The sequence below is a fragment of the Bradyrhizobium sp. AZCC 1721 genome, from assembly GCF_036924715.1.
GTDB lineage: Bacteria > Pseudomonadota > Alphaproteobacteria > Rhizobiales > Xanthobacteraceae > Bradyrhizobium.
Map to the genome: position 1 here is coordinate 943,112 of NZ_JAZHSB010000001.1, position 20,567 is coordinate 963,678.

The following is a 20,567-nucleotide window of genomic DNA, read 5'->3' on the forward strand; positions in this document are numbered from 1 at the left end:
CATATTCATGAATATTTGTTCAACGATCTGTCGCAGTCTTAATGTCGCAGACGGAACGTGATCGCGGCGCGGTGATTAGACTCGGTAGAGTGGACACAATCACTGGAGTTCGATGATGAAGAAACTAGCCATCGTATTTGCCGTTGGTGCTGCTGCGCTGATCGGCGGTTCCGCCGCCAACGCCGCCGACAATGCGGTAAAGGCGAAACCTGCGACGGATACTGTGCAGTCTTCCACTGACTTCAGCGCCCATCGCCGCCACTGGCGTCATCGGCACTGGGGTTACCACCGGCACTATCGCCCGTACTACGATAGCTACGGCTACTACGCGCCGCGCCGGTACGGGTACTACGGTCCCCGCTATTACGGCGGCGGTCCCGGCGTAACCTTCAGCTTCGGCACCGGTCGCTGGTAAGACAGCCGGCGAGAAAAAAGCCCGCAGCAATGCGGGCTTTTTTTGCGTGCCAACTGGCGGGTCGATCCGAGTCTACAATTCCCGCGATGCTTTCGATGACTTTGTCCGGCTGCCGCTGCCGGCGGCCGACGCAAAGCGGGTGGCGGATTGCTTGCCGGGCTTCCGTGTCGCAGCCTTTGCTGCCAGCCGGGTTACCCGGGCATGTGCATTCCGGAACGCCGTACGTACGACCCTTGCGGTTCGGCTTGCAACAACTCGCCGCTTCTTGAGCGCCGCGTGGCTCTCTTCGGCAATATCAACCTTTCGCACCATTCCGCTGATCGAAGGCGCCAGATCGACCGGAATTTCGGCGATCTGGTCTTCCTTCGACAGGCCACCGACGCCTTCACATGGCGCCTTATCCGGCAGGTCCGTCGGCATGTGAACAGTGTTGTTTGCGTCCGTCCAGGCCTCGGCCTTGTTGCCGGTGATGATCTTGACGTAATTGCGCGTTTCCTTCGGCAACGCACCGCGCCGCGATAGCCACTTCTCGATCCTGCCGCCGCCCGCATTGTAGGCTGCCGCCGCAAGCCCGAGATTTCCGAACTGATTATAAAGCTTGCGAAGAAATCTTGCCGACGCAGGAATCGCCTGCAGCGGATCGAATGGGTCTTTCAAGCCCATTTCGACCGCCGTTCGCGGCATGAATTGCGCAATGCCCTGCGCGCCTGCCGAACTGACCTCCGCCACTTTAAACCTGCTTTCCTGCCAGAGCAGGCGCACGAGAAAGCCGATCGGAATATCGTGTTCCTCAGCGGCACTTCTGACCGCTTCACAAATCGGGTTCGGTGGCTCCTTTATCGAGGCGACCGCATGAGCCGCGGCATCGGCTGTCGTTGCCGACTCGTACGGCGCGGTGACGACGTTTGTTGCGTCCGGTTCTTGCGAATGCTCAACTGACGCGGTCACAGTTCCAGTGTGAGAATTCGATGTCGTGGCAGGTTCCGATTGCGCTTCGGCAATAACGAAAGATAGTTCCGTCCACGCTGACCTGATTTCGGAACTTTCAAAATCCGCCGCGACCACGAACACAGCAATCACGGCGGCGAAAAGATATCGCATCAACTTCCATCCATTTGTGTGAAGGCCGGTCGGATAGAAGTTGGATGTGGAGATTTCGCGGATGAACTACGGCAGAGCAGTGTTCTTCTCGTCCGTAATTCTACCGAATGGAACTTTCAAAAAATGCGCGTTCCCGGGCCGGTCGCCTACGTCGCTCTTTATGCCGCGTTGTACGCGGCGTTCGGCGTGGCATCGCCGTTCTGGCCGAAGTTCTTTGAAACCAGAGCGCTCACGTTCGAGCAGATCGGCTTGATACTTGCGGCTGCGTTGCTGGCGCGTCTTGTCGCCGGTCCACTCGTCGGGATGTTTGCAGACTTCCTGCAATCGTTGCGCCTCGTGCTCGCATTCTGCGCCACCCTGGCAGCAGCAACGGCTGTGGCGTTGCTGTGGGCCGACGGCTTCTGGCTGTTGCTGCTTCTGGCGCTGGTTCAAGCCGTGGCACTGGCGCCTACGACGTCGATGGCCGACGCCTTGTCGGTCAACGTGGCCAGGCCGCAGATCGCGGGGCGGCCGTTCGAATACGGCTGGATCCGCGGTTCGGCATCGGCGGCTTTCGTCTGCGGCACGCTGATCATCGGCCAACTCATCACGTCCACTGATCTGACGCGCGTGGTCTGGCTGAACGCAGCCCTGCTTGTCGCTGCCGCTGGGGCAACCGCGCTGGTACCCAAGGTTTCAGCTCCATCGGCGCCGCATACCGGCGCCTCGCAGCTTGCGGGCGCGGTTCGTGGACTGCTTGGGATCGCGCGATTTCGAATCCTGATTCTCGTCTCGGCTCTGATCTATGGCAGCCACGCCATGCATGACGCCTTTGCGGTGATCCGGTGGAGCAATGCCGGAATAGACACCTCCGTCATAAGCGTCTTGTGGTCGGAGGCCGTCGCCGCAGAAGTGATCGTGTTCTTTCTGATCGGACCGGCCTTGCTCAACCGGCTCGGCGCGCGTGGTGCGGCGGCGTTGGCGGCAGCAGCCGGAATCATCCGCTGGTCGGTTGCGGCGACGACGCCTTCCGTCGTGGCGCTCGCGATGGTGCAGCCGCTGCACGGATTGACGTTCGCGCTGCTGCATCTTTCTTGCATGCGGTTGATGGCAGCTCTTGTCCCCGCCAGAATGGCCGCAACGGCTCAAGCCATCTACGCGTTTGGTGCGGGCGTGGTGACGGCCGCACTGACGCTGCTTTCAGGGCTTTTCTATGCCAGGTATGGCGGAGGGGCGTTCGTTGCGATGGCGGTGCTCTGCGGCCTCGCGTTGCCGTTCGCCTGGTTTGGCTTTACCGATGCTCAGGATATCTCTGCCCGCGCACGCTGAGTTGCGGTAGAATCCGCGTCGCGAAAAGCAGGTCGATCTCTCTGGAAGGTTTGTCAATTGGTCTCGGAAAGCGATCTAGACGCTACTCTCGATGCCGTCAGGGCCGGTGCCGCCGGGCCGGCTGAGGGCATTTTTGGCCCGGCGTCGATGACGTGGCGGATCGACAGGGAAGCCGTGATCTTTCTGGGAGCCGGGCGCGCCTTGCTGCTTCAACTGGCGCATCCCTGGGTCGCAACCGCCGTTGCCGAGCACTCGCGCACCTTTGCCGATCCAGTCGGTCGCTTTCATCGAACCTTTGAGCTGATGTTCACAATGGTGTTCGGTTCGCTCGATGGCGCGACTGCCGCGGCCCGGCGCCTGCATCGACGGCACGCGATGATCTCAGGCGTGTTGCCCGAGGCGAGCGGCCGCTTCGCCCAAGGCTCATCCTACAATGCCAACGACATCGCCGCGTTGCGCTGGGTTCACGCCACCCTTGTCGAAACCGCTGCCATCGCGCACGACCTTATCTTGCCTCCGCTCTCGCCCGAACAGCGCGAGCAATATTGGGCCGAAAGCCGGCTGTTCGGCGCATTGTTCGGGCTGAGACCTGCGGACCTGCCGGCGGATTGGTCATCCTTCACCGACTACAACGCCGCGATGGCTCGATCGGATACTTTGTCCGTGAGCACCGCGGCGCGTGACGTGGCCCACCACATCTTAACCGGCGCACGTCCGTGGTTGCGGCCGCCGCGCTGGTACGTGGCCCTGAGCGCACAGATGTTGCCCGAGCGGCTGCGCACAGGTTTCGGCTTCGATCTCGACGAGCGCGATCAGAGGGCCGCCGATCGCGCGCTCAAGTGGATACGCCGCCTGTATCCGCACCTGCCGACCCGCCTCCGCTACGTCGGCCCCTATCACGAAGCGCAGGCGCGGCTGCAGGGGAAGCCGCGGCTCGAGCTGGCTACCCGGTGGCTCAATCGGGCGTGGACCGGACGACCGCGGCTGGATGATCGTCGGGAGAGGTGAGGCCGATGGGCATCGGCGTGTCATTTGCGGTAAGAGATCTGCCCGCCGAGATTCCTGAAACGAAACCTGCAGAACCGGATTTTGATATTGATGGACGAGGACGACGACCCGATTGACGAGATTTCGCGGATCGAAGCGCGGCTCGAGGAGCTGGCCGAGATCGCCGAGCGGTGCCGCAAGATCACGCTGGTCTCGAAGTCGGTGATCGCGCTCGGTGCCGGATTGATGCTCGTCACGATGCTTGGCCTGCTCGGGTCCAATCAGGTCGCCGCCCTCGGCTCGATTGCCGCGGTGCTGGGCGGCATCGTGTCGCTCGGCTCCAACGCCAGCACCTTGCGGCAGACCATGGCCGCCATCAGCGAGGCCGAGGCGCTTCGTTCCGATCTGATCGGCAGGATCGATCTTCGCGTGGTCGGCGACGAGATCGCAATCAAGCCGCCAGCGTAAACGCCTCGTGCACGGACGACTGGACTGCGCCGCCCGTCACCGCGCCTCCGCCCGCAACGTAGATGGTATCGCCGATCGTGGTGGCGCCGACCGCGTGCCGCGGTGTCAGCATCGGCGCATGAGATTGCCAGGTATTGGTCTTCGGATCGTAACTCTCCATCTGACCGAATACGACGCCTTGCGAGATCTGGCCTCCGTCCTGCACGCCGTATTCGCCGCCCATCGCGAACAAGCGGTCGCGGTAGACGACGAGGCCGTGGCCCGAACGCGCCGTGGGCAGCGGCGCGCGCTCCTTCCAGGTGTCTGATACAGGCAGGTAAAGGTGGTGAAGGTCGGTGTTGTATTCAAAGGTGTTGAAGCGGCCGCCTATGATGTGGATCATGCCGTTATAGGCGACAGCGCCGACATGGTCGCGCGCGGCGGGGAGCGCTTTCCGAATTTCCCACTTGTCGGTTTGCGGGTCATAGACCTCATGCCAGCCGACACTGGCGCGCTCGTTGGTGGGCGCGCCGGCGCCACCGATCAGATGTATCTTACCGTCGAGTGCGACTGCCGCGGCAGCGCCACGTGAGCGCGGCAAAGGCGCGATCGTCGTCCACTTGTCGGCGGCCACGTCGTAGAAAAACGCATTCGGGTCGGGATTGCGGTTCTGCTCGATGAAGCCGCCGAGCGCGTAGACGCGCCCCGCATCCGCCACGACGGCAACATGGTTGGCGCCGCGCGGCAAAGGCGCGGCGTTGAACCATCGATCGTCCTTCGGATCGTAAACATGATGATAGGCGCGATCGACACGGCCTTCGCCATAGCCGCCGACAATATGCATGCGCCCCGCCCAGGCGGTGGCCCAGGCCATTTCGCTTCGCGGCAGCGGCAACGCCGCCTTCGGTGCCCAGCGCCCCTGCGGGCCCTGCGGCGCGGGACTATCCACCTTTCGCTGGGCAATCTGCTCGGTGGTGAGGTGATGCGGCGTGCCACCCTGAAGCCGGGCGAACGGATCGGCGGAGGGCGTTGCTTCGGGCAGCGCTGTGCCTGACGGCGTGCCATGGCCCGCATGCTGGGCGAGCGCCGGCGCGCAACCGAGTGTCGCGCCGGCAGCCACCGCAACGAAAGCTCTCCTGTTCAGACGCGGCAGATCGGATGTCGACGACATGAGAGCTCCTCGGCTAAAGTGGCCGTATCATCAATGGTTGTAACAAAGGCGAGCGCGGTCAAGACGACAAAGCCGGGAACTGGCGCGCCGATGCACTCAATTGCAGGTGATGCCAGGACGACCGTTACGGTACCGGGATGGCCCGGATCCTGCTTTGACAGGTTCGCGCTGACCTGATCCATTTCCTTGATCGAGCGTGACGAGGCATTCATCACCAGTGAGGAGTCGGCCCCCCATGAAAGAACGGCAACTTCGAGACCTGATTGCAGACGTGAAGACCGGCCGGCTGTCGCGGCGGGCCTTTGTCCAGCGAATGATCGCCGCAGGCCTGACGGCGCCGATGGCCGGGATGATGCTGAGCCAGTCGGGGGTCGCGATGGCTGCGACCGCGCTTCCCTACAAGCCGACCAAGGCCGGCGGCGGCGGCGTGCTGAAACTGCTGTATTGGCAGGCCATCACCCTGCTCAATCCCCATTTCGCCGTCGGCACCAAGGACCAGGAAGGCTGCCGGATCTTTTACGAGCCGATGGCGGGATGGGATGGCGACGGCAATTTGGTACCGATCCTCGCCGCCGAGATTCCGAGCAAGGAGAATCATGGATTGGCCGAAGACGGCCGCTCTGTGGTCTGGAAGCTGAAACGCGGCGTCAAATGGCATGACGGCATGCCGTTCACGGCCGACGATGTCGTCTTCACCTGGGAATATGCCAAAACGCCGGAGACTGCGGCGGTCTCGATTGCCAACTACAAGGACATCACGGTCGAGAAGATCGACGACTTCACCGTCCGCCTCACTTTTGCCAAGCCGACGCCGTTCTGGGCCGATGCCTTTGTCGGCAATTACGGCATGATCATCCCGAAGCACCTGTTCAAGGATTATGTCGGCGCCAGGTCGCGCGAGGCGCCGCACAATCTGAAGCCGGTCGGCACCGGCCCTTATCTGTTCGTGGATTTCAAACCGGGCGACATGCTCCGCGGCAAGATCAATCCCAACTACCACGTCGCCAACCGGCCGCAGTTCGATGAGGTGGAGGTCAAGGGCGGCGGCGACGCGGTGTCGGCGGCGCGCGCGGTGCTGCAGTCCGGCGAATACGACTATGCCTGGAACATGCTGGTCGAAGAGGACATCCTGCTGAAGCTGGAAGCCGCTGGAAAGGGCAGGGTGAACATCACCCCGTCGGGCAATGTCGAATTCATGCAGCTCAACTCGACCGATCCCGCGATCGAGGTCGACGGCGAGCGCGCCAGCATAAAGACCAAACATCCGCTGTTCAGCGATCCGGCCGTGCGCCAGGCCGTCAATCTCCTGATCGATCGCGCGTCGATCGAGAAATTCATCTATGGCCGCACGGCGCGGGCCACCGCGAACTTCCTCAACAACCCGGAACGCTTCCGGTCGAAAAACACCAAATTCGAATTCAACATCGAGAAGGCCAACCAGATCCTCGAGGTCGCCGGCTGGAAAAAGGGCGGCGACGGTATTCGCGCCAAGGACGGCAAGCCGCTGAAGTTCGTGTTCCAGACCTCGATCAATGCGCCCAGGCAGAAGACCCAGGCCATCGTCAAGCAGGCGTGCCAGAAAGCGGGCATCGACGTCGAGCTGAAGTCAGTGGTGGGATCGGTGTTCTTCTCCTCCGACGCCGCCAATCCCGACACCTACACGCATTTCTATTGCGACGCGCAGATGTACAACACCACCATGCCGCAAGCCGATCCGCAGTTCTTCATGAACCAGTATGTGTCGTGGCAGGTGGCGAACAAGGAAAACAAGTGGCAGGGGCGCAATGTCTCGCGCTGGCAAAGCAAGGAATACGACGAGATCTACAAGCAGGCCGAACGGGAGCTCGACGCGGTGAAGCGCGCGGCGCTGTTCATCAAGCTCAACGACCTCGTCGTGACAGACAATTACATCCAGCCCATCGCCTCCCGGACCCGGGTCGCGGCGCTCGGCAACAAGCTGACCGCGCATATCTCGGGCTGGGACAACGATTTGTGGCAGCTAGCGAGCTGGTATCGGGAGGGGTGAGAGCGGGCTTACTGGTGTGCCGGGCGATCACGCTTCTGCGCTAACTCCGTCAGCTTGCGTGGTCATGCGACCGAGCAGCCGCTCGATCATCCCGGCGTGACCAAAGCTCAAGCCGATCGAGGATGCTTAGGAGCTCGGTGCCCTTGAGCGAGAGCGAGTAGGTCACGCGCCGTGGGAACGCGACGGTTGGGGAGCGCAGCACCAAGCCTCGATCTTCAAGCCCATCCAAACGCTCAGAAAGCACCTTCGGAGATACGCCGGGTAGAAGCTCCGCCAGCTCGCCGTGCCGTTTCGGGCCGTCCTTCAGGTGCCAGAGCACAAGCGCGTTCCACCGGTGGCCCAGGAAGGCCAGCCAATCCTCGACCGGGCAATCAGCGGGGCGACGCGGTTGCGGATTGTCGAGTTCTAATCGTAGCGCAGCAGATGACAATGCGGCTTCCTTCCCGTTTGGTTAGCACTGAACGGACGTGCTTCCTTTCTTCTCCCCAACGAGGAGATGAGACATGACCGTGACTGAGCCAGCCCAGATGAATGAGGCATTCGCTCAAGCCTTCAACAGCCGTAACATAGACAATCTGCTCGCGCTTTACGAGGTGGATGCCGTCCTGCGCGTGGATGGAAGCGAGCGAAGTCTGATAGGGCTCGACGCGATCGCTAGTGAGTTGCAGGGCCTCCTGCAAGCATCCGGCACAATGACGTCGCGCAATAACTTTTGCGTCCAGCACAGTGACGTCGCTCTGCTGCGCGCAGATTGGGAACTGCGCGCCCAGGACGGCTCCATCGTGGCGTCCGGCAGCTCGGTCGAGTTGGTCCGCCGCCAGTCCGATGGCACCTGGCGCTACGTCATCGACCACGCAGCGGGCGCCGCCCTGCCACGCATCATCTAAGTGGAAGGCTATCATGCGAACTACGGTGCCTAATCGCAGGTGATGCCAGCGAAGGCGTGACGCGCCAATTGAGTGCACTGCCACCGTAATGCCATGGCCCGCATCTGGGCCGGCGCCGGCGCGCAATCGACTGTCGCGCCGGCAGCCGCGGCAATGAACGCTATCCCGTTCAGGCGCGGCAGGTGGGATGTCGAATTGCAGGTGACCTGCATCGCAACTGTTAGCTAGCTCACACGTGAAGGCTGCAAAACGATGTAAGCTCTTCACGGTTCGCCGTGAGCTGTCATGCTCCGGCTGCGCAAGCGAATATCGATAGTGCGGACAACGCGTCCGGCCGGTTGTCACTGGCCGGGCGATCGGATCATCGTGCCGAAAGGGCAGATCTGGGCCGGCCAATGAGCAGCAAACCGAGGCCGAGGACGCAGCGATCGGCGAAGAGGAAACTGGCAGCAGGCAAACAAACGGGGGAGCGCGCAATGGGTCAAATCGGCAGGTCTACCGACCCCTCGACGGCTGACAATCGCGACGACGTTGCAGGCAGCGAGGTCGCTTCGTTCCGCTACAACAATCCCGGCGCTCAATATCCCAGTGCGCGGGCCGCGCGCTTCGGCCAGACCGGCTATGGGATCATCGGTGGCGGCCACAAGATCGCACGCTTTCCCTCGCCGGTGAACGGCGCCGCCTCGAACTTCGACCTGTTGTCGCGCAGCTATGTCGGCATGCGGATCGGCGAAGCTGGAACGAAGTGGACCGGCGCGCACGGCTTCGGCGTGCCGGGCTATGATCCGAACGCCATCCTGACCAAGGAGATGGTCGACGATCCCGTGCAGGCGATCGCCTTGCTGAAAGCCATTGCCGGCCGCGAGTCGGGCAAAGGCAATAACCTGACCGAGGAGCAGTGGCGTCAGGCCCATCGCATGTACAAGGCCGGCAGCGCCGACGCCTTCTTCGACGGTCTGCCAGCCGTAGCCATTGCCCAGCTGCCCGCGAGCGGTGTGCCCTCGGGTGCGGGCCTGGTGCAGCGCGCCCGCGCGCATATCGGCGAGCAATATGTCAACACGCAGGTGCCGAAAGACGATCCGCATTGGCATGGCCCGTGGGATTGCGCCGAGTTCGTCTCATGGCTGGTCTATCAGGAAGCCGGCACGCTTTACGGCTGCGTCGACCACACGGCACAGCCGGCCAAGGCCGATGCCTATACCGGCGCCTGGAAGGCCGACCTCGAGCGACTCGGCAAGCGCGTTTCGGTGGAGGAGGCGGCGGCGACCGTCGGCGGCATCGTGCTCCGCTATCCGCCTGGTCCGGGCAAGATGGGCCACATCGCCGTATGCGACGGCAATGGCGGCACCATCGAGGCAAAGGGACGGCGTTACGGCGTGGTAGCGGACACGGTGCATGGCCGCGGCTGGCATACCGGCATCCTGATTCCCGGCATCTCCTATGACAGTACCGCGCCGATCAAGGTCAACCCGCCAGCCGTCATCTACGAGGTCGGTGCGCCGAACATGGATATGGCCGTGGTTGCGCGCATCCAGGCGGCGCTGGCCGCTAAAGGCTTCGATCCCGGCCTGATCGACGGCGAGTTCGGACTGAACACGCAAGCCGCCGTGCTGCGTTTCCAGGAAGCCGAGGGCATGGTCGTCGATGGCGCGGTCGGGCCGGAAACGGCGGCAGCGCTCGGCATCTCGCTCGAGGCGGAAACCGTTAAGCCCGGCGTCGCGGTGGCGGAGACGGGTCCCGCCGCTGGCGCTCCTGCGCTCGACCTGCAGCAACTGCTCCCGCTCATTCTCATGTTGCTATCGAAGGAGAAACCGATGGCCGCCGATCCTGCCAAGCCGGGCCAAGGCCTCGAACTGCTGCTGCCGCTGATTCTGCAGTCGGCGCTCACCGGCAAGCAGCTCGACATCACGCAGCTTCTTACCGTGCTTGCGACCGGCAAGCCGGCGCCGGCGGTCACGCCGATTGCCAACACGCCGGTGCTCGCGCAACCGGTCAACACTGTCCCGGCGCCGGTCGTCGCGCAGCCGGCAACGCCGCAACAGCCTGGCGCCGCTGCGCCGGTCGATCTCATCACCGTGCTGATGCCGCTGCTGTACGAGCGGCTGACCGGCAAGCCATTCCCGGGTACCGAAAAACCGGACAAGCCCGCCGAGCCGCTCGCGCCGGCGATGACGCGGCCGAGCGTGCAGCTTTCTGCCGGCATGCTCGGTATCGTCACCCTGCTGCAGTCGGCGGGCATTCTCAATTTGCCCTTCAATTTGGGAGCGATCGCCGGTCAGGCGCCAACCACAACCGCGCCGGTTTCAGGCTCGACGATGGCGACCTTGATTCCGATCATCACCGGCGTAATCGGCGCCACCGGCGGCTTCGGCGCGCTGGGTGGGATTGCATCGAAGCTGTTGGGCGGACTGCTCGGAGCGTTCGGGAAGAAGTGAGCGGATACGATACCTGGTCCTGTGCGCAGATTGCTGTCTAGCGTTGCTTGGGCGCTGAGCTCGCCGCTAGTGTCATCACACCTGCGGAGCATTGAACATTTCGGTCCGCGCCAAGACACATCCTCGCCTACAACAATGTTTGCCGCAGGGCGCGTCTTTTCATGGAAGATCCTGCAGTTTTTCTCAGCCGTATTGCCAAGTTCGTCCTGATACCGGTTGGCCTGCTGCTATTGCTCGGAGCGGGCTTCAGCGTCTGGTCAACAAAAACATGGATTGCACGCGCTATTGAAACGTCCGGGTCGGTGATCGAGATGGTGCGCCTGCGCGACAGCGAGGATAAGGGCTACCTGTTTGCGCCAGTCGTGCGCTTCCAGACGAGGGACGGTCGCACCATTGAATTTCAGTCTGGGCTGCGCAGCAATCCGCCGGCTTACCGCACCGGACAAACTGTCTCGGTTCTCTACGATCCCGATGTACCCGAATCGGCGGCCATCCGAGGCGTGTTTTCTCTTTGGCTGATGCCGATCATCGTGGCTTTCATCGGAGCGGTCTTCCTGATCGTTGCAACGGCCATGATCGTGCTGATCAAGAGGGTGTCGCGGGCTTTCGACGCACCATTGCACGTCATTGATGTAGCCAGCCCGCCAAGACACGGCGCTGGGCTGAAGAGATCACGTTAGGCTGGTAACGTCAAAGGCCCGCGGCAAAGGCGGCACCTTGTCGGTTGTCCGAATACGTTCGTGCGCAAGCGTTGATCGGCTTGCCCGGTCGAAGCCGCGCTGCAGTGAAGGCAAGTGCCGCTCTTCGGAATTGAACCACCACTCCCAAGACTGGATTTTGAGTCGAGCGCGTCCATCAAACTCGGTCGGCAGGTCAGGCGTTGGCCTGCCTTGGGCAGTGTCATCCCCGCGTCATGCACAGTTGATAGTCAGGAAGCGAACAACAGCTACAATTGTTCGGAAATAACGAACAGTCTCGGGATTCGACATGCTATCGCTTCGGAGCGTGACCGTTACCTACGCCAACGGCGTCGAGGCGCTGCGGCCGACCACCGCTGTGTTCGAGCGGGGGAAGTTCATCGTTCTTCTCGGCACGTCAGGCGCGGGCAAATCGACGTTGCTGCGCAGCCTCAACGGGCTGGTGCGGCCGACTTCGGGTGAGGTTTGTGTTGAAGGTCGCGGATCGATCTTCGGCAGCCGCGCCCAGTTGCGGGCGCATCGGCGGCGGACCGGCATGGTGTTCCAGCAACATCATTTGATCGGCCGGCTGTCGGCGCTCGACAACGTGCTGACTGGACGGCTCGCCGCGCACAGCGTCTTGCGATCGATTTTTCCGCTGCCACGCGCTGACCGCCTGCTCGCGCTGGAAGCGCTCGATCGGGTCGGCCTCGCCGACAGAGCGCTGGACCGGGCCGACCAGCTTTCCGGAGGACAACAGCAGCGCGTCGGCATTGCGCGCGCCATGGCTCAGAAGCCGGAGATCGTGCTCGCTGATGAACCGGTCGCGAGCCTCGATCCCGCCACCTCCGTCCGCGTGCTTGAGGATCTTCATCGAATTTGCCGCGAGGACGGCATCACCGCGATCGTCAGCCTGCATCAGGTCGATCTGGCACGCCGGTTCGCCGATCACATCATCGGGCTGGCGCAGGGACGCGTCGTTTTCGAAGGCGCGCCGGATCAGCTCGGACCGGTCACGCTCGATCATATCTACGCGACGCAACGCAAGGGCTTGGCCACGGCGGCCTAGTCGAGCCGTCAATCTGGATGGAGAAATCAGATGATGCAACGCCGCAATTTCCTTGTCGGGTCGGCCGCGGCCGGCCTCTGCGCGCTCGCCGCTCCGGTGTTTGCCGCCGACAAGACCAATCCGGACAAGCTGCGGGTCGCCCTGCTGCCTGACGAGAATGCATCGACGATCATTCAGAATGCACAGCCGCTCAAGAAGTATCTCGAGGACTTGCTGAAGAAGCCCGTCGAGATCATCGTCACCACCGACTATTCGTCGATGATTGAGGCGATGCGGTTCGGTCGCATCGAGGTCGGATATTTCGGCCCGTTCTCCTACGTGCTTGCCAAGTCGAAAGCACCTGAAATCGAGCCCTTCGGTGTCGGCGTGGACAAGGGCAAGCCCAATTACCAGTCGATCCTCATCGCCAACGCGGATGGTCCGGTGAAGGAGCTGGCCGACATCAAGGGCAAGCCATTCGCGTTCGGTGACCGGGCTTCCACGTCGAGCCATCTTGCGCCGCGCGCCCATCTCGCCAAACAGGGGCTGATCGGCGACGCGGACTACAAGGTCGTGCATCTCGGCCAGCACGATGCTGTCGCGCGTGCCGTCGCTGCCGGGCAGGTGCCAGCCGGCGCTCTCTCGGAGCAGATTTATCGCGTCTTAGTCGAGACCAAGAAGATTGATCCGACCAGGATCCGGCAGCTCGCATTGTCCGAACCCATTCCGAACTATCCGCTAACGGTGCAAGGTTTTCTGAAACCCGAGCTCAAGGAGGCTATCAAGCGGGCATTCCTTGATCTGAAGGATCCCGCCATTCTCAAGCTGTTCCGCGTTGAAGGCATCGCGACCGCAACCGACAAGGATTACGACGTGTTGCGCGACATGGCGAAAGTGCTCCAGCTCGACGTAGCCAAGCTGTAAAAAGATGAAATCGGTTTCCCATACGTTCGACGCCATTCTTGAGGAGCAACGCCGCTCCGCCTTGCGCGGGGCGGGCCTCGTCGGCTTGATCGTCGCTGCGTGCGTCGCAGCCCTGGCGGCCACCGGCTTCTTCGACGCGCAACGGTTTCTGGAAAGCGGGCCGGCGATTGGTACGCTGGCCTCCGAAATGGTGCCGCCGGATTTCAGCCGTTGGCAGTCATGGCTGCGGCCGCTTCTGGATACGCTTGCGATGTCGATCGCCGGCACCGCGCTCGCAGTGGCCTTCTCCCTGCCGCTCGCCCTTCTGGCTGCGCCCAATACAAGTCCGCACCCAATTGTTTATCTGGCCGTGCGGACATTCCTCGCTTTCCTGCGCTCGGTGCCGGAGATCATCCTTGGCGTTCTGTTTGTCGCGGCGGTCGGTTTCGGCGCGCTGCCCGGCGTCCTTGCGCTGGCGCTGCATTCGGTCGGCATGGTTGGCAAGTTCTATGCCGAGGCCATCGAACATGTCGATCCCAAGCCGCTGGAAGCGGCTCGCGCCGCGGGCGCGACGCCGTTACAGGTCATCCAGCACGCTGTTCTGCCGCAAGTCCTGCCGCAACTCACCGATGTTACGATCTACCGGTGGGAATATCACTTCCGGGCTTCCGCCGTGCTCGGCATCGTCGGTGCAGGGGGAATCGGCTTCGAACTAATCTCGGCGCTGCGGCTACTGAATTACAGCCAAGTGTCGGCCATCCTGCTTTCGATCCTCGCCTGCGTCGTCATTGTCGACAGCGTCGGCGCGTACTTGCGAAAATCGCTCAAGTAATAGTCTCCCGATGACAGAATTGCCGCTTATTGTGCTGACAAACCGGGTCTTCCCCGAGACGCGCGTCGCGTTCGAAGGCGTTGCTCGCGTCGTTGCCAACGATGGGCCCGAGCCATGGAGCTATGACCAGGTAATCGAACGCTGCAGGGAAGCGGCCGGGCTCATGGCATTCATGACCGATTGCGTCGATCGCGCCTTTCTCGCGCGATGCCCGAACCTGAAGGTTATCGGCGCCGCTTTGAAGGGCTATGACAATATCGATGTGGATGCGGCAAGCGAACGCGGCGTCCAGGTGACAATCGTGCCGGATCTTCTCACCGAGCCGACGGCTGAACTGGCCATCGGACTGATGATCGCGCTTGGACGGCATATTCCGGCCGGCGATGCCGGAATTCGCACAGTGGGATTCGCTGGCTGGCGGCCCCAGCTTTACGGCACGGGCATCGACAACTCGACGGTGGGAATCGTCGGGTTCGGCCGCGTCGGCCAGGCCATCGCGCGCCGGCTCTCGGGATTCGGCTGTCGCATCATTGCGTATGACGCCGAGCCGTTCGAGAGCCCCGGTGTCGAGGGAATGGCGTTGGAGAACGTGCTGGGGCTCGCCGACTTCGTGGTGCTGGGCCTGCCGCTGACCGAATCCACCACCGGCCTGATCGACGCCGAAGCGATCGGCCGGATGCGGCGCGGGGCGCTGCTCGTCAACCCCGCGCGCGGTTCGCTGGTCGATGAAGCGGCCGTAGCCGATGCGCTCGAGAGTGGTCAGCTCAGCGGATATGCCGCCGACGTTTTCGAATGCGAGGATTGGGCGCGGCAGGAACGGCCCGCAACGATCGACGCAAGGCTGATTCGGCCGGGCGCCCGGACCGTGTTGACACCACATATCGGATCGGCCGTGATGTCGGTGCGTCGCGAGATCGAGTTATCCGCTGCGACCAGCATCATCGAGGCGCTCGCCGGCAAGGTGCCTGGCGGGCTCATCAACAGGCCGGTGCGCCTAGGAAATCCTGCATTGACCGCGTGAAATGCTGAACCTGACCCATGCTCGCTCGTTCGTCACGGTGATCGCCGCCCGCGGCGTTCGTGCGGCCGCGCGCCAGCTCGATCTGGCGCCTTCCACCATCGTGGATCACATCCGCCAGCTTGAAGAAGTCTTGGCTGCGCCGCTGGTGGTACGGCAGCGTGGCGGCGCCATGCCGACCGATCAAGGAGCGCGCTTCCTTCCACTGGCACGCTCGCTGGTCGAGACGGCCTCCCGCGTGCGCAGCCTAATTCATCTCCCGGTGCTGCGCCTGGCGGCATCGAGCAACGTCGGCACCTATCTGCTGCAGCCCCACATTGCAGTCTTTCGGCAGCGTGCCGGCGTTCCCGTCGAACAATGGATTGGATCGAACGCAGATGTCGCCGCCCGTCTGGAGCGGGGCGAGGCTGATGTTGCAGCGATGGAATGGTGGGACGGCAGGCCCGGCTTTACCGCGCGCACCTGGACGAGGGAGCCACTCGTCGTCATCGTCGGACCTGATCACCGCTGGGCTAGGCTTGGCTCCGTATCCGTGGCCGAACTGCAAGGCGAGCCGCTGCTGGGCGGTGAATCCGGGACCGGCACGGGGTATCTGCTGCGTCAGCAACTCGGTCCACTCGCGAAATCTTTGACCATCATTGACGGTTTCGGCAATACGGAGGCTGTCAAGCGCGCAGTCCGCGCCGGCCACGGTGCGTCGATTGTCATGGAAGCGTCAGTTGCTGACGAAGTCGCTACAGAGCAGCTCGCCGCGCTTCGAATTGAAGGGGCCCAACTCGCCAAGGAGATCAAGCTGATCGTTCCCGAGTCCTTGCCGCCTACGGCTCCGGCGATGGCGATGTTCGAGGCGTCGCTAAGCTGGGAGCGCGGCCTTACCATTTAGCCGTCGCTGTCGGCCGCCTGCCTAGCCGAAGCTGCAAAGCAGCGAAGCGTGGTGCCCCTGGCCGGAATCGAACCAGCACTCCTTGCGGAACTCGATTTTGAGTCGAGCGCGTCTACCAGTTCCGCCACAGGGGCCTTCGGACGCGAGGCCCGGAGGCCGGTGCGGCGAAGCCGGCGGAATATAGCGGGCGGCGCTTCCGGGTCAACCCGCGTGGAAGTGATTGTGGTGTGTCTCGACACCTGGGCGGTGGCGGGATAGGAGGCTGATGCCTATTTTGAGCATGAACCCATGCTCCGGAGCACATCCGTGACGTCAGATGCCCTCCATTCGTCGCACGCGCGCCATCCCGCCGATCCGGTCGTCGTTGCCGCACTGGCGATCGCGGTCGTCGCCGCGGCGACGCTGGCTGGCGCCTGGTTCTTCCAGCTCGTGCTGGATATCCGCCCCTGTCCGCTCTGCCTCGAACAGCGCTACGCCTATTATCTGGCGGTCCCGCTCGGCCTCGTGATCGCCTTTGCCGCGTCGCGCGGGGCGCCGCGGCAGGTAGCGCTGGCCGGGTTTGCGGTGCTGCTGTTGGCGGCGCTCGCCAATGCCTGGCTCGGCGGCTATCACGCCGGCGTCGAATGGCAATTCTGGCAGGGCCCGACCGATTGCTCCGGCCCGCTGGCCGACCTCGGCACCGCCGGCACGCTGCTGCAGCGTCTCGACACGGTGAAGGTGATCCGCTGCGACGAGGTGCAGTGGCGCTTCCTCGGGCTCTCGCTTGCCGGCTACAACGTGCTGATCTCGCTGGCGATGGCGGCGATCGCCATGTGGGGCATCGTGTCGGCGAAGCGGGCGTAGCTCGGTCGCAGTAGTCGTCGTCCCTGCGAAAAACAGGACCCAATCACCAGCCTACATTGTCGAAGGGCAGCCGTCGCCCCTTGTGCCCTTTGCGCGGGCCGCGGTGTATGGGCCCCTGCGTTCGCAGGGGCGACATGTTGAGAGGTCCTCGCCTCGATCCCGTCGTCCCTGCGAACGCAGGGACCCATAACCACGACTGTTTGTTGTGAGAAGAAGCCGTCTCGCGTAGCGCCATTTCCGCAAGCGGTGGCTATGGGGCCCTGCGTTCGCCGGGACGACGAGCGGATCGGCCGCAAAAAATCGACCTCATCTAATCGTCCACGTCCTCCTGCGGGCGGCCGAACAGGTGCACGATGCCGGGCGTGGTGATCGAGACGAACACGAAGCGCGACAGATGATGGGCGCCGACGAAAATCGGATCGATGTGCAGCGTCAGCGCCAGCGCCAGCATGGCGTCCATCGCGCCCGGCGCAAAGGCGACCACGACGTCGGCGAAGCGCACAGAAGTGCTCAGCACGATCACCGTGACGAAAATGGAGGAGATGAGAATCGCGACCGCAAACGAGCCGAGCCCGGCATTGATGTGGCTGAGCAGCGTCGACTTGCTGATCCGCGCAAAGCGCGTGCCGATCACGGCGCCGATGCCGACCAGCGCCACGCCGCGCATCCAGGGCGGCAGGCCGCCCTCGATCAGGCCGGTGCCGTGCAGCGCGGCGGAGGCGATCATCGCGCCGAACATCCAGCTCGCCGGAAACTTTGCCAGCCGAAGCAGCAGCGCGACGGCGAGGGCAGCGGCGGCCAGCACGACGAGCTCGAGCGGCGAGGCGACGACGAGGCTGATCAGCTCCATGGGCGCGCTCTGCGCGACGCCGGTGAAGGCGAGCAGCAGCGGCAGGGCGGCGGTCAGGATGATCACGCGCATGGTCTGCACCACGGCGATTGCCGCGACATCGGCGCCTTTCTCGGCGGCAAGCATGGTGATCTGCGACAGCGCACCGGGACTTCCCGCCAGCAGCGCCGAGGTCTGGTCCCAGCCGTGCACGCGCTGCAGATAGAAGCTCGAGCCGAAGGTCGAGCAGAACGTCGCCAGCGCCAACAGGCCGATGGTCAGGGGATAGGCGCTCATGTGCTGGATCAATTGCCGCGACACCAGCGAGCCCAGCGTGATGCCGAGCAGCACCAAAACGCTCTGCGTCAGGATCGCCGGCATGGTGACCGGCCGCCCCGCCAGCGCGGCGACGCCCACCGCAGCCATCGCGCCGGAAATCAACCCACCCGGCAGGTTGAGCCACAGAAACAAGAGGCCGCCGGCGGCGCCGACGACAAGCGTCTCGAGCGTGCCGAGAATCTTGGCGCGATCGGCCATAGCGGAGGATATCGAGGCGGGGATCAGGCTCACGCCGCCTTATGGCAAATCCGCTTGCACCGGACAAATGCGTCACGCGATTGCAGCAATGCGTGGCTAGCGTCTGCACAATGCCTGCACAAACGTCCCGTAGCGTTGGCTGAACACGGGCTGAATGCCACGACGAATCGCGCCTCTTCGCCGTCAGAAAATTTTTACCGCAGGGTTCGTCCGATGCGTTGTCGCAAGCTGTGGTTGCGCTAGGATGGGCACCGCAGATGACTACTGCCCTAAGGAGACCAGGGATGACTATTCAGGCAAAAATACTGGGCGCGTGTGCGCTGTCGGCATTGGCTGCGTTTGCGATGACCTCGCAGGCGAATGCCCTGACGGCGCAGGAATGCAGCGCCAAATACCAGGCTGCGAAGGCCGCCGGCACGCTCGGCGGCCAGAAGTGGAACGACTTCCGGAAAGCCCAGTGCGGCGCCGACGCCGCGCCCGCTGCCGCCGCTGCGGCTCCGGCCGCCGCGCCGAAGGAAGAGAAGACGGCTGCCAAGAAGGAAGCCGCACCGGCGGCGCCGTCCGGCCCCGCAACTTTTCCGAGCGCGGTCGACGCAAAATATTCGAAGGAGACGGCGACGAAGCAGCGCTTCCACACCTGCCTCGATCAATACAACGCCAACAAGGCCAGCAACGCCAATGGTGGGATGAAGTGGATCCAGAAGGGCGGCGGCTATTACAGCGAATGCAACAAGAAGCTGAAGGGCTCGGTCTAGCCAGCAATCGACGTGGGCGCGGCCGGAGGTTTCGGCCGCGCCTATATTTCGCGGAGCAATGTTTCGGCCGACTTCGCCACCAGTTGCGCGCGCTTGCGCTGGCCGCGTTCGAGAAACAGCAGGCTCTGCCCGAACACGAAGCAGTAGAACAGGAACGCCTGCGCGTCGGCCTCCTCGGCCGCCAGTCCCGTCGCGCGATAGAGATGCCCGACATTCTTCAGCCGCGCAGCGTCCACGCTCGCCACCGCATTGGCTGCCAGCTCGTCGGAGCGGGCCCATTGCCGGATCGCCAGTTCGACCGCCATGGCCTCGGTGTTCATGCGCTCGGAATAGAGCGCGATCAGCGCCTTCAGCCGCTCGCGCGCGGTCGCGCCGTCGAGGCTGGTCTGTTTCTCGATCGCGGCGATGCGGCCCGCGCTCCAGTGCTGCAGCATGGCGTCCAGCAGAGCCGCGCGGTCGCGGAAGCGGCGGTAAAAACCGCCCTTGGTGACGCCGAGGTTCTTGGCCAGCACCTCGACCCGTACGCCCTCGACGCCGGTCCGGGCGATTTCCTCAAAGCCGGCCTCGATCCAGCTCTCGTGGCGAACCTCGCCGGCGCGCGCCTCTCCGGTTCGCGCCGCTTCTTTGGCATTGCTCATGGTCCGGTCCCACCGAGTGTCGATACGGTACCGTATTGCTAACCTGGAGAGGGCCTGATACGCTACCGTATCAAGAAACAAAAGAGCGGGAGCAAACGATGGAAACGGACGCGACCTATCGCGGCACGGTCTATCCGTGGCAATGCGATCATGTCGGGCACATGAACATCATGTGGTATGTCGGCAAGTTCGACGAGGCGAACTGGAATCTGTTCGCCCGGCTCGGGCTGACAATGCGGCATCTCGAACCGGCGATGGCGTGACCATGCCGCGCTTCGAGCCGAAGAACCCGGATTATCGCGCGCTCGCCACCGCCATGTTCGAGCAGCAGCGCGCGATGAAGACGCTCGGCATTTCGATCGCGCGGCTGGAGCCGGGCGAGGTCGATCTCGCGATGGATTATGCGCTCGACCTCACCCAGCAGCACGGCTTCATCCACGCCGGGATCATCACGGCCGCGCTCGACAATGCCTGTGGCATCGCCGCCTTCACGCTGATGCCGCCGGGTGCGGGGATTCTCACCGTGGAATTCAAGACCAACTTGCTGGCGCCGGCGCGCGGCGAGCGGTTCGCGTTCCGCGCCAGCGTCGTCAAGCCCGGCCGCACGCTGACGGTGTGCGAGGCCCGCGCCTATGCGGCGGATGACGGCAAGGAGACGCTGATCGCGACCATGACCGGCACGCTGATGGCGCTGACCAGCCGCGAGGGCGCATCGCCAGAGAGGGGGCATGTCGCAGCCTGATCGGCTGATGCGCATTGCAGTGCAGCTTTGTGCTGCGGCCATGGCGATCTGCAGAAAATTCTTCTATGGTTGCGCCGTGCAACTG

Annotated in this window: 22 protein-coding genes, 1 tRNA gene and 1 pseudogene; 17 read left to right on the plus strand and 7 right to left on the minus strand. The window is 63.4% G+C overall.

Annotated elements, in window-relative coordinates:
* The first annotated feature begins 115 nt into the window (after positions 1-115).
* Positions 116-415 (plus strand): hypothetical protein, encoded by a 300-nt coding sequence (locus V1273_RS04555; RefSeq protein ID WP_334366468.1) that lies wholly within the window; start codon positions 116-118, stop codon positions 413-415.
* Positions 416-487: 72 nt separating this feature from the next.
* Here the strand turns inward: V1273_RS04555 and V1273_RS04560 are convergent, their stop codons facing one another.
* Positions 488-1,516, minus strand: a complete 1,029-nt coding sequence (locus tag V1273_RS04560) for a lytic transglycosylase domain-containing protein (protein ID WP_334408852.1) — start codon at positions 1,514-1,516, stop codon at positions 488-490.
* Positions 1,517-1,639: 123 nt separating this feature from the next.
* Here V1273_RS04560 and V1273_RS04565 point away from each other — a divergent pair, with 123 nt between their 5' ends.
* The 3 genes from V1273_RS04565 (at position 1,640) to V1273_RS04575 (ending at position 4,279) form a co-directional block, all read left to right on the plus strand.
* A complete protein-coding gene (locus tag V1273_RS04565; protein ID WP_334408854.1) occupies positions 1,640-2,824 on the plus strand; it encodes an MFS transporter in 1,185 nt (394 codons plus the stop codon).
* A 57-nt stretch (positions 2,825-2,881) separates the two neighbouring features.
* On the plus strand, positions 2,882-3,832 hold the full coding sequence (locus V1273_RS04570; protein WP_334408855.1) for an oxygenase MpaB family protein: 951 nt from the start codon (positions 2,882-2,884) through the stop codon (positions 3,830-3,832).
* Between the two features lie 90 nt (positions 3,833-3,922).
* The gene (locus V1273_RS04575) at positions 3,923-4,279 is read left to right on the plus strand and encodes a hypothetical protein (RefSeq protein ID WP_334408856.1); all 357 of its coding nucleotides are present in this window, start codon (positions 3,923-3,925) and stop codon (positions 4,277-4,279) included.
* On the opposite strand, the gene V1273_RS04580 is transcribed toward V1273_RS04575, so the two are convergent.
* Both V1273_RS04580 and V1273_RS04585 read right to left on the minus strand, forming a co-directional pair.
* On the minus strand, positions 4,263-5,429 hold the full coding sequence (locus V1273_RS04580; protein ID WP_334408857.1) for a Kelch repeat-containing protein: 1,167 nt from the start codon (positions 5,427-5,429) through the stop codon (positions 4,263-4,265). The genes V1273_RS04575 and V1273_RS04580 overlap by 17 nt on opposite strands.
* On the minus strand, positions 5,399-5,611 hold the full coding sequence (locus tag V1273_RS04585; protein WP_334366474.1) for a hypothetical protein: 213 nt from the start codon (positions 5,609-5,611) through the stop codon (positions 5,399-5,401). Before V1273_RS04585 ends, V1273_RS04580 begins: the two co-directional genes overlap by 31 nt.
* A 53-nt stretch (positions 5,612-5,664) precedes the next feature.
* Here V1273_RS04585 and V1273_RS04590 point away from each other — a divergent pair, with 53 nt between their 5' ends.
* Positions 5,665-7,455 carry a peptide ABC transporter substrate-binding protein gene (locus V1273_RS04590; protein ID WP_334408858.1) on the plus strand — a complete coding sequence of 597 codons (1,791 nt, stop codon included), beginning with the start codon at positions 5,665-5,667 and terminating at the stop codon, positions 7,453-7,455.
* Positions 7,456-7,504: 49 nt separating this feature from the next.
* Here the strand turns inward: V1273_RS04590 and V1273_RS04595 are convergent, their stop codons facing one another.
* Entirely contained in the window at positions 7,505-7,885 is a 381-nt protein-coding gene (locus V1273_RS04595; RefSeq protein WP_334383806.1) for a winged helix-turn-helix transcriptional regulator, read from the minus strand.
* Between the two features lie 73 nt (positions 7,886-7,958).
* Here V1273_RS04595 and V1273_RS04600 point away from each other — a divergent pair, with 73 nt between their 5' ends.
* The 8 genes from V1273_RS04600 (at position 7,959) to V1273_RS04635 (ending at position 16,138) form a co-directional block, all read left to right on the plus strand.
* The gene (locus tag V1273_RS04600; protein WP_334408860.1) at positions 7,959-8,342 is read left to right on the plus strand and encodes a YybH family protein; all 384 of its coding nucleotides are present in this window, start codon (positions 7,959-7,961) and stop codon (positions 8,340-8,342) included.
* Between the two features lie 476 nt (positions 8,343-8,818).
* A complete protein-coding gene (locus tag V1273_RS04605) occupies positions 8,819-10,777 on the plus strand; it encodes a peptidoglycan-binding protein (protein WP_334408862.1) in 1,959 nt (652 codons plus the stop codon).
* 161 nt (positions 10,778-10,938) lie between these two features.
* Positions 10,939-11,457 carry a DUF3592 domain-containing protein gene (locus V1273_RS04610; RefSeq protein ID WP_334408863.1) on the plus strand — a complete coding sequence of 173 codons (519 nt, stop codon included), beginning with the start codon at positions 10,939-10,941 and terminating at the stop codon, positions 11,455-11,457.
* A 307-nt stretch (positions 11,458-11,764) separates the two neighbouring features.
* Complete coding sequence (gene phnC / locus V1273_RS04615) at positions 11,765-12,523, plus strand: phosphonate ABC transporter ATP-binding protein (protein WP_334408865.1); 759 nt, start codon at positions 11,765-11,767, stop codon at positions 12,521-12,523.
* A 30-nt stretch (positions 12,524-12,553) separates the two neighbouring features.
* Positions 12,554-13,426 (plus strand): phosphate/phosphite/phosphonate ABC transporter substrate-binding protein, encoded by an 873-nt coding sequence (gene phnD / locus V1273_RS04620; protein WP_442894062.1) that lies wholly within the window; start codon positions 12,554-12,556, stop codon positions 13,424-13,426.
* Positions 13,427-13,430: 4 nt separating this feature from the next.
* Complete coding sequence (gene phnE, locus V1273_RS04625; RefSeq protein WP_334383801.1) at positions 13,431-14,237, plus strand: phosphonate ABC transporter, permease protein PhnE; 807 nt, start codon at positions 13,431-13,433, stop codon at positions 14,235-14,237.
* Positions 14,238-14,247: 10 nt separating this feature from the next.
* Entirely contained in the window at positions 14,248-15,258 is a 1,011-nt protein-coding gene (locus V1273_RS04630; RefSeq protein ID WP_334408868.1) for a phosphonate dehydrogenase, read from the plus strand.
* 1 nt (position 15,259) lies between these two features.
* The gene (locus tag V1273_RS04635) at positions 15,260-16,138 is read left to right on the plus strand and encodes a LysR family transcriptional regulator (RefSeq protein ID WP_334383798.1); all 879 of its coding nucleotides are present in this window, start codon (positions 15,260-15,262) and stop codon (positions 16,136-16,138) included.
* 49 nt (positions 16,139-16,187) lie between these two features.
* Here the strand turns inward: V1273_RS04635 and V1273_RS04640 are convergent.
* Positions 16,188-16,272: transfer RNA gene (locus V1273_RS04640), tRNA-Leu, on the minus strand.
* A 172-nt stretch (positions 16,273-16,444) separates the two neighbouring features.
* Here V1273_RS04640 and V1273_RS04645 point away from each other — a divergent pair.
* Positions 16,445-16,981 (plus strand): disulfide bond formation protein B, encoded by a 537-nt coding sequence (locus V1273_RS04645; protein ID WP_334383797.1) that lies wholly within the window; start codon positions 16,445-16,447, stop codon positions 16,979-16,981.
* Between the two features lie 310 nt (positions 16,982-17,291).
* Here V1273_RS04645 and V1273_RS04650 read toward each other — a convergent pair whose 3' ends face one another.
* Positions 17,292-18,380 carry an AbrB family transcriptional regulator gene (locus V1273_RS04650; protein ID WP_442893706.1) on the minus strand — a complete coding sequence of 363 codons (1,089 nt, stop codon included), beginning with the start codon at positions 18,378-18,380 and terminating at the stop codon, positions 17,292-17,294.
* Between the two features lie 251 nt (positions 18,381-18,631).
* Here V1273_RS04650 and V1273_RS04655 point away from each other — a divergent pair, with 251 nt between their 5' ends.
* A complete protein-coding gene (locus V1273_RS04655; RefSeq protein WP_334408869.1) occupies positions 18,632-19,102 on the plus strand; it encodes a hypothetical protein in 471 nt (156 codons plus the stop codon).
* A 41-nt stretch (positions 19,103-19,143) separates the two neighbouring features.
* Here the strand turns inward: V1273_RS04655 and V1273_RS04660 are convergent, their stop codons facing one another.
* Positions 19,144-19,740, minus strand: a complete 597-nt coding sequence (locus V1273_RS04660) for a TetR/AcrR family transcriptional regulator (protein ID WP_334366486.1) — start codon at positions 19,738-19,740, stop codon at positions 19,144-19,146.
* 98 nt (positions 19,741-19,838) lie between these two features.
* On the opposite strand from V1273_RS04660, the pseudogene V1273_RS04665 reads away from it, so the two are divergent.
* Both V1273_RS04665 and V1273_RS04670 read left to right on the plus strand, forming a co-directional pair.
* Positions 19,839-19,985 (plus strand): annotated as a pseudogene (locus V1273_RS04665) (thioesterase); the annotation flags it as partial.
* Between the two features lie 20 nt (positions 19,986-20,005).
* The gene (locus tag V1273_RS04670) at positions 20,006-20,482 is read left to right on the plus strand and encodes a PaaI family thioesterase (protein WP_334369142.1); all 477 of its coding nucleotides are present in this window, start codon (positions 20,006-20,008) and stop codon (positions 20,480-20,482) included.
* Positions 20,483-20,567: the final 85 nt, after the last annotated feature.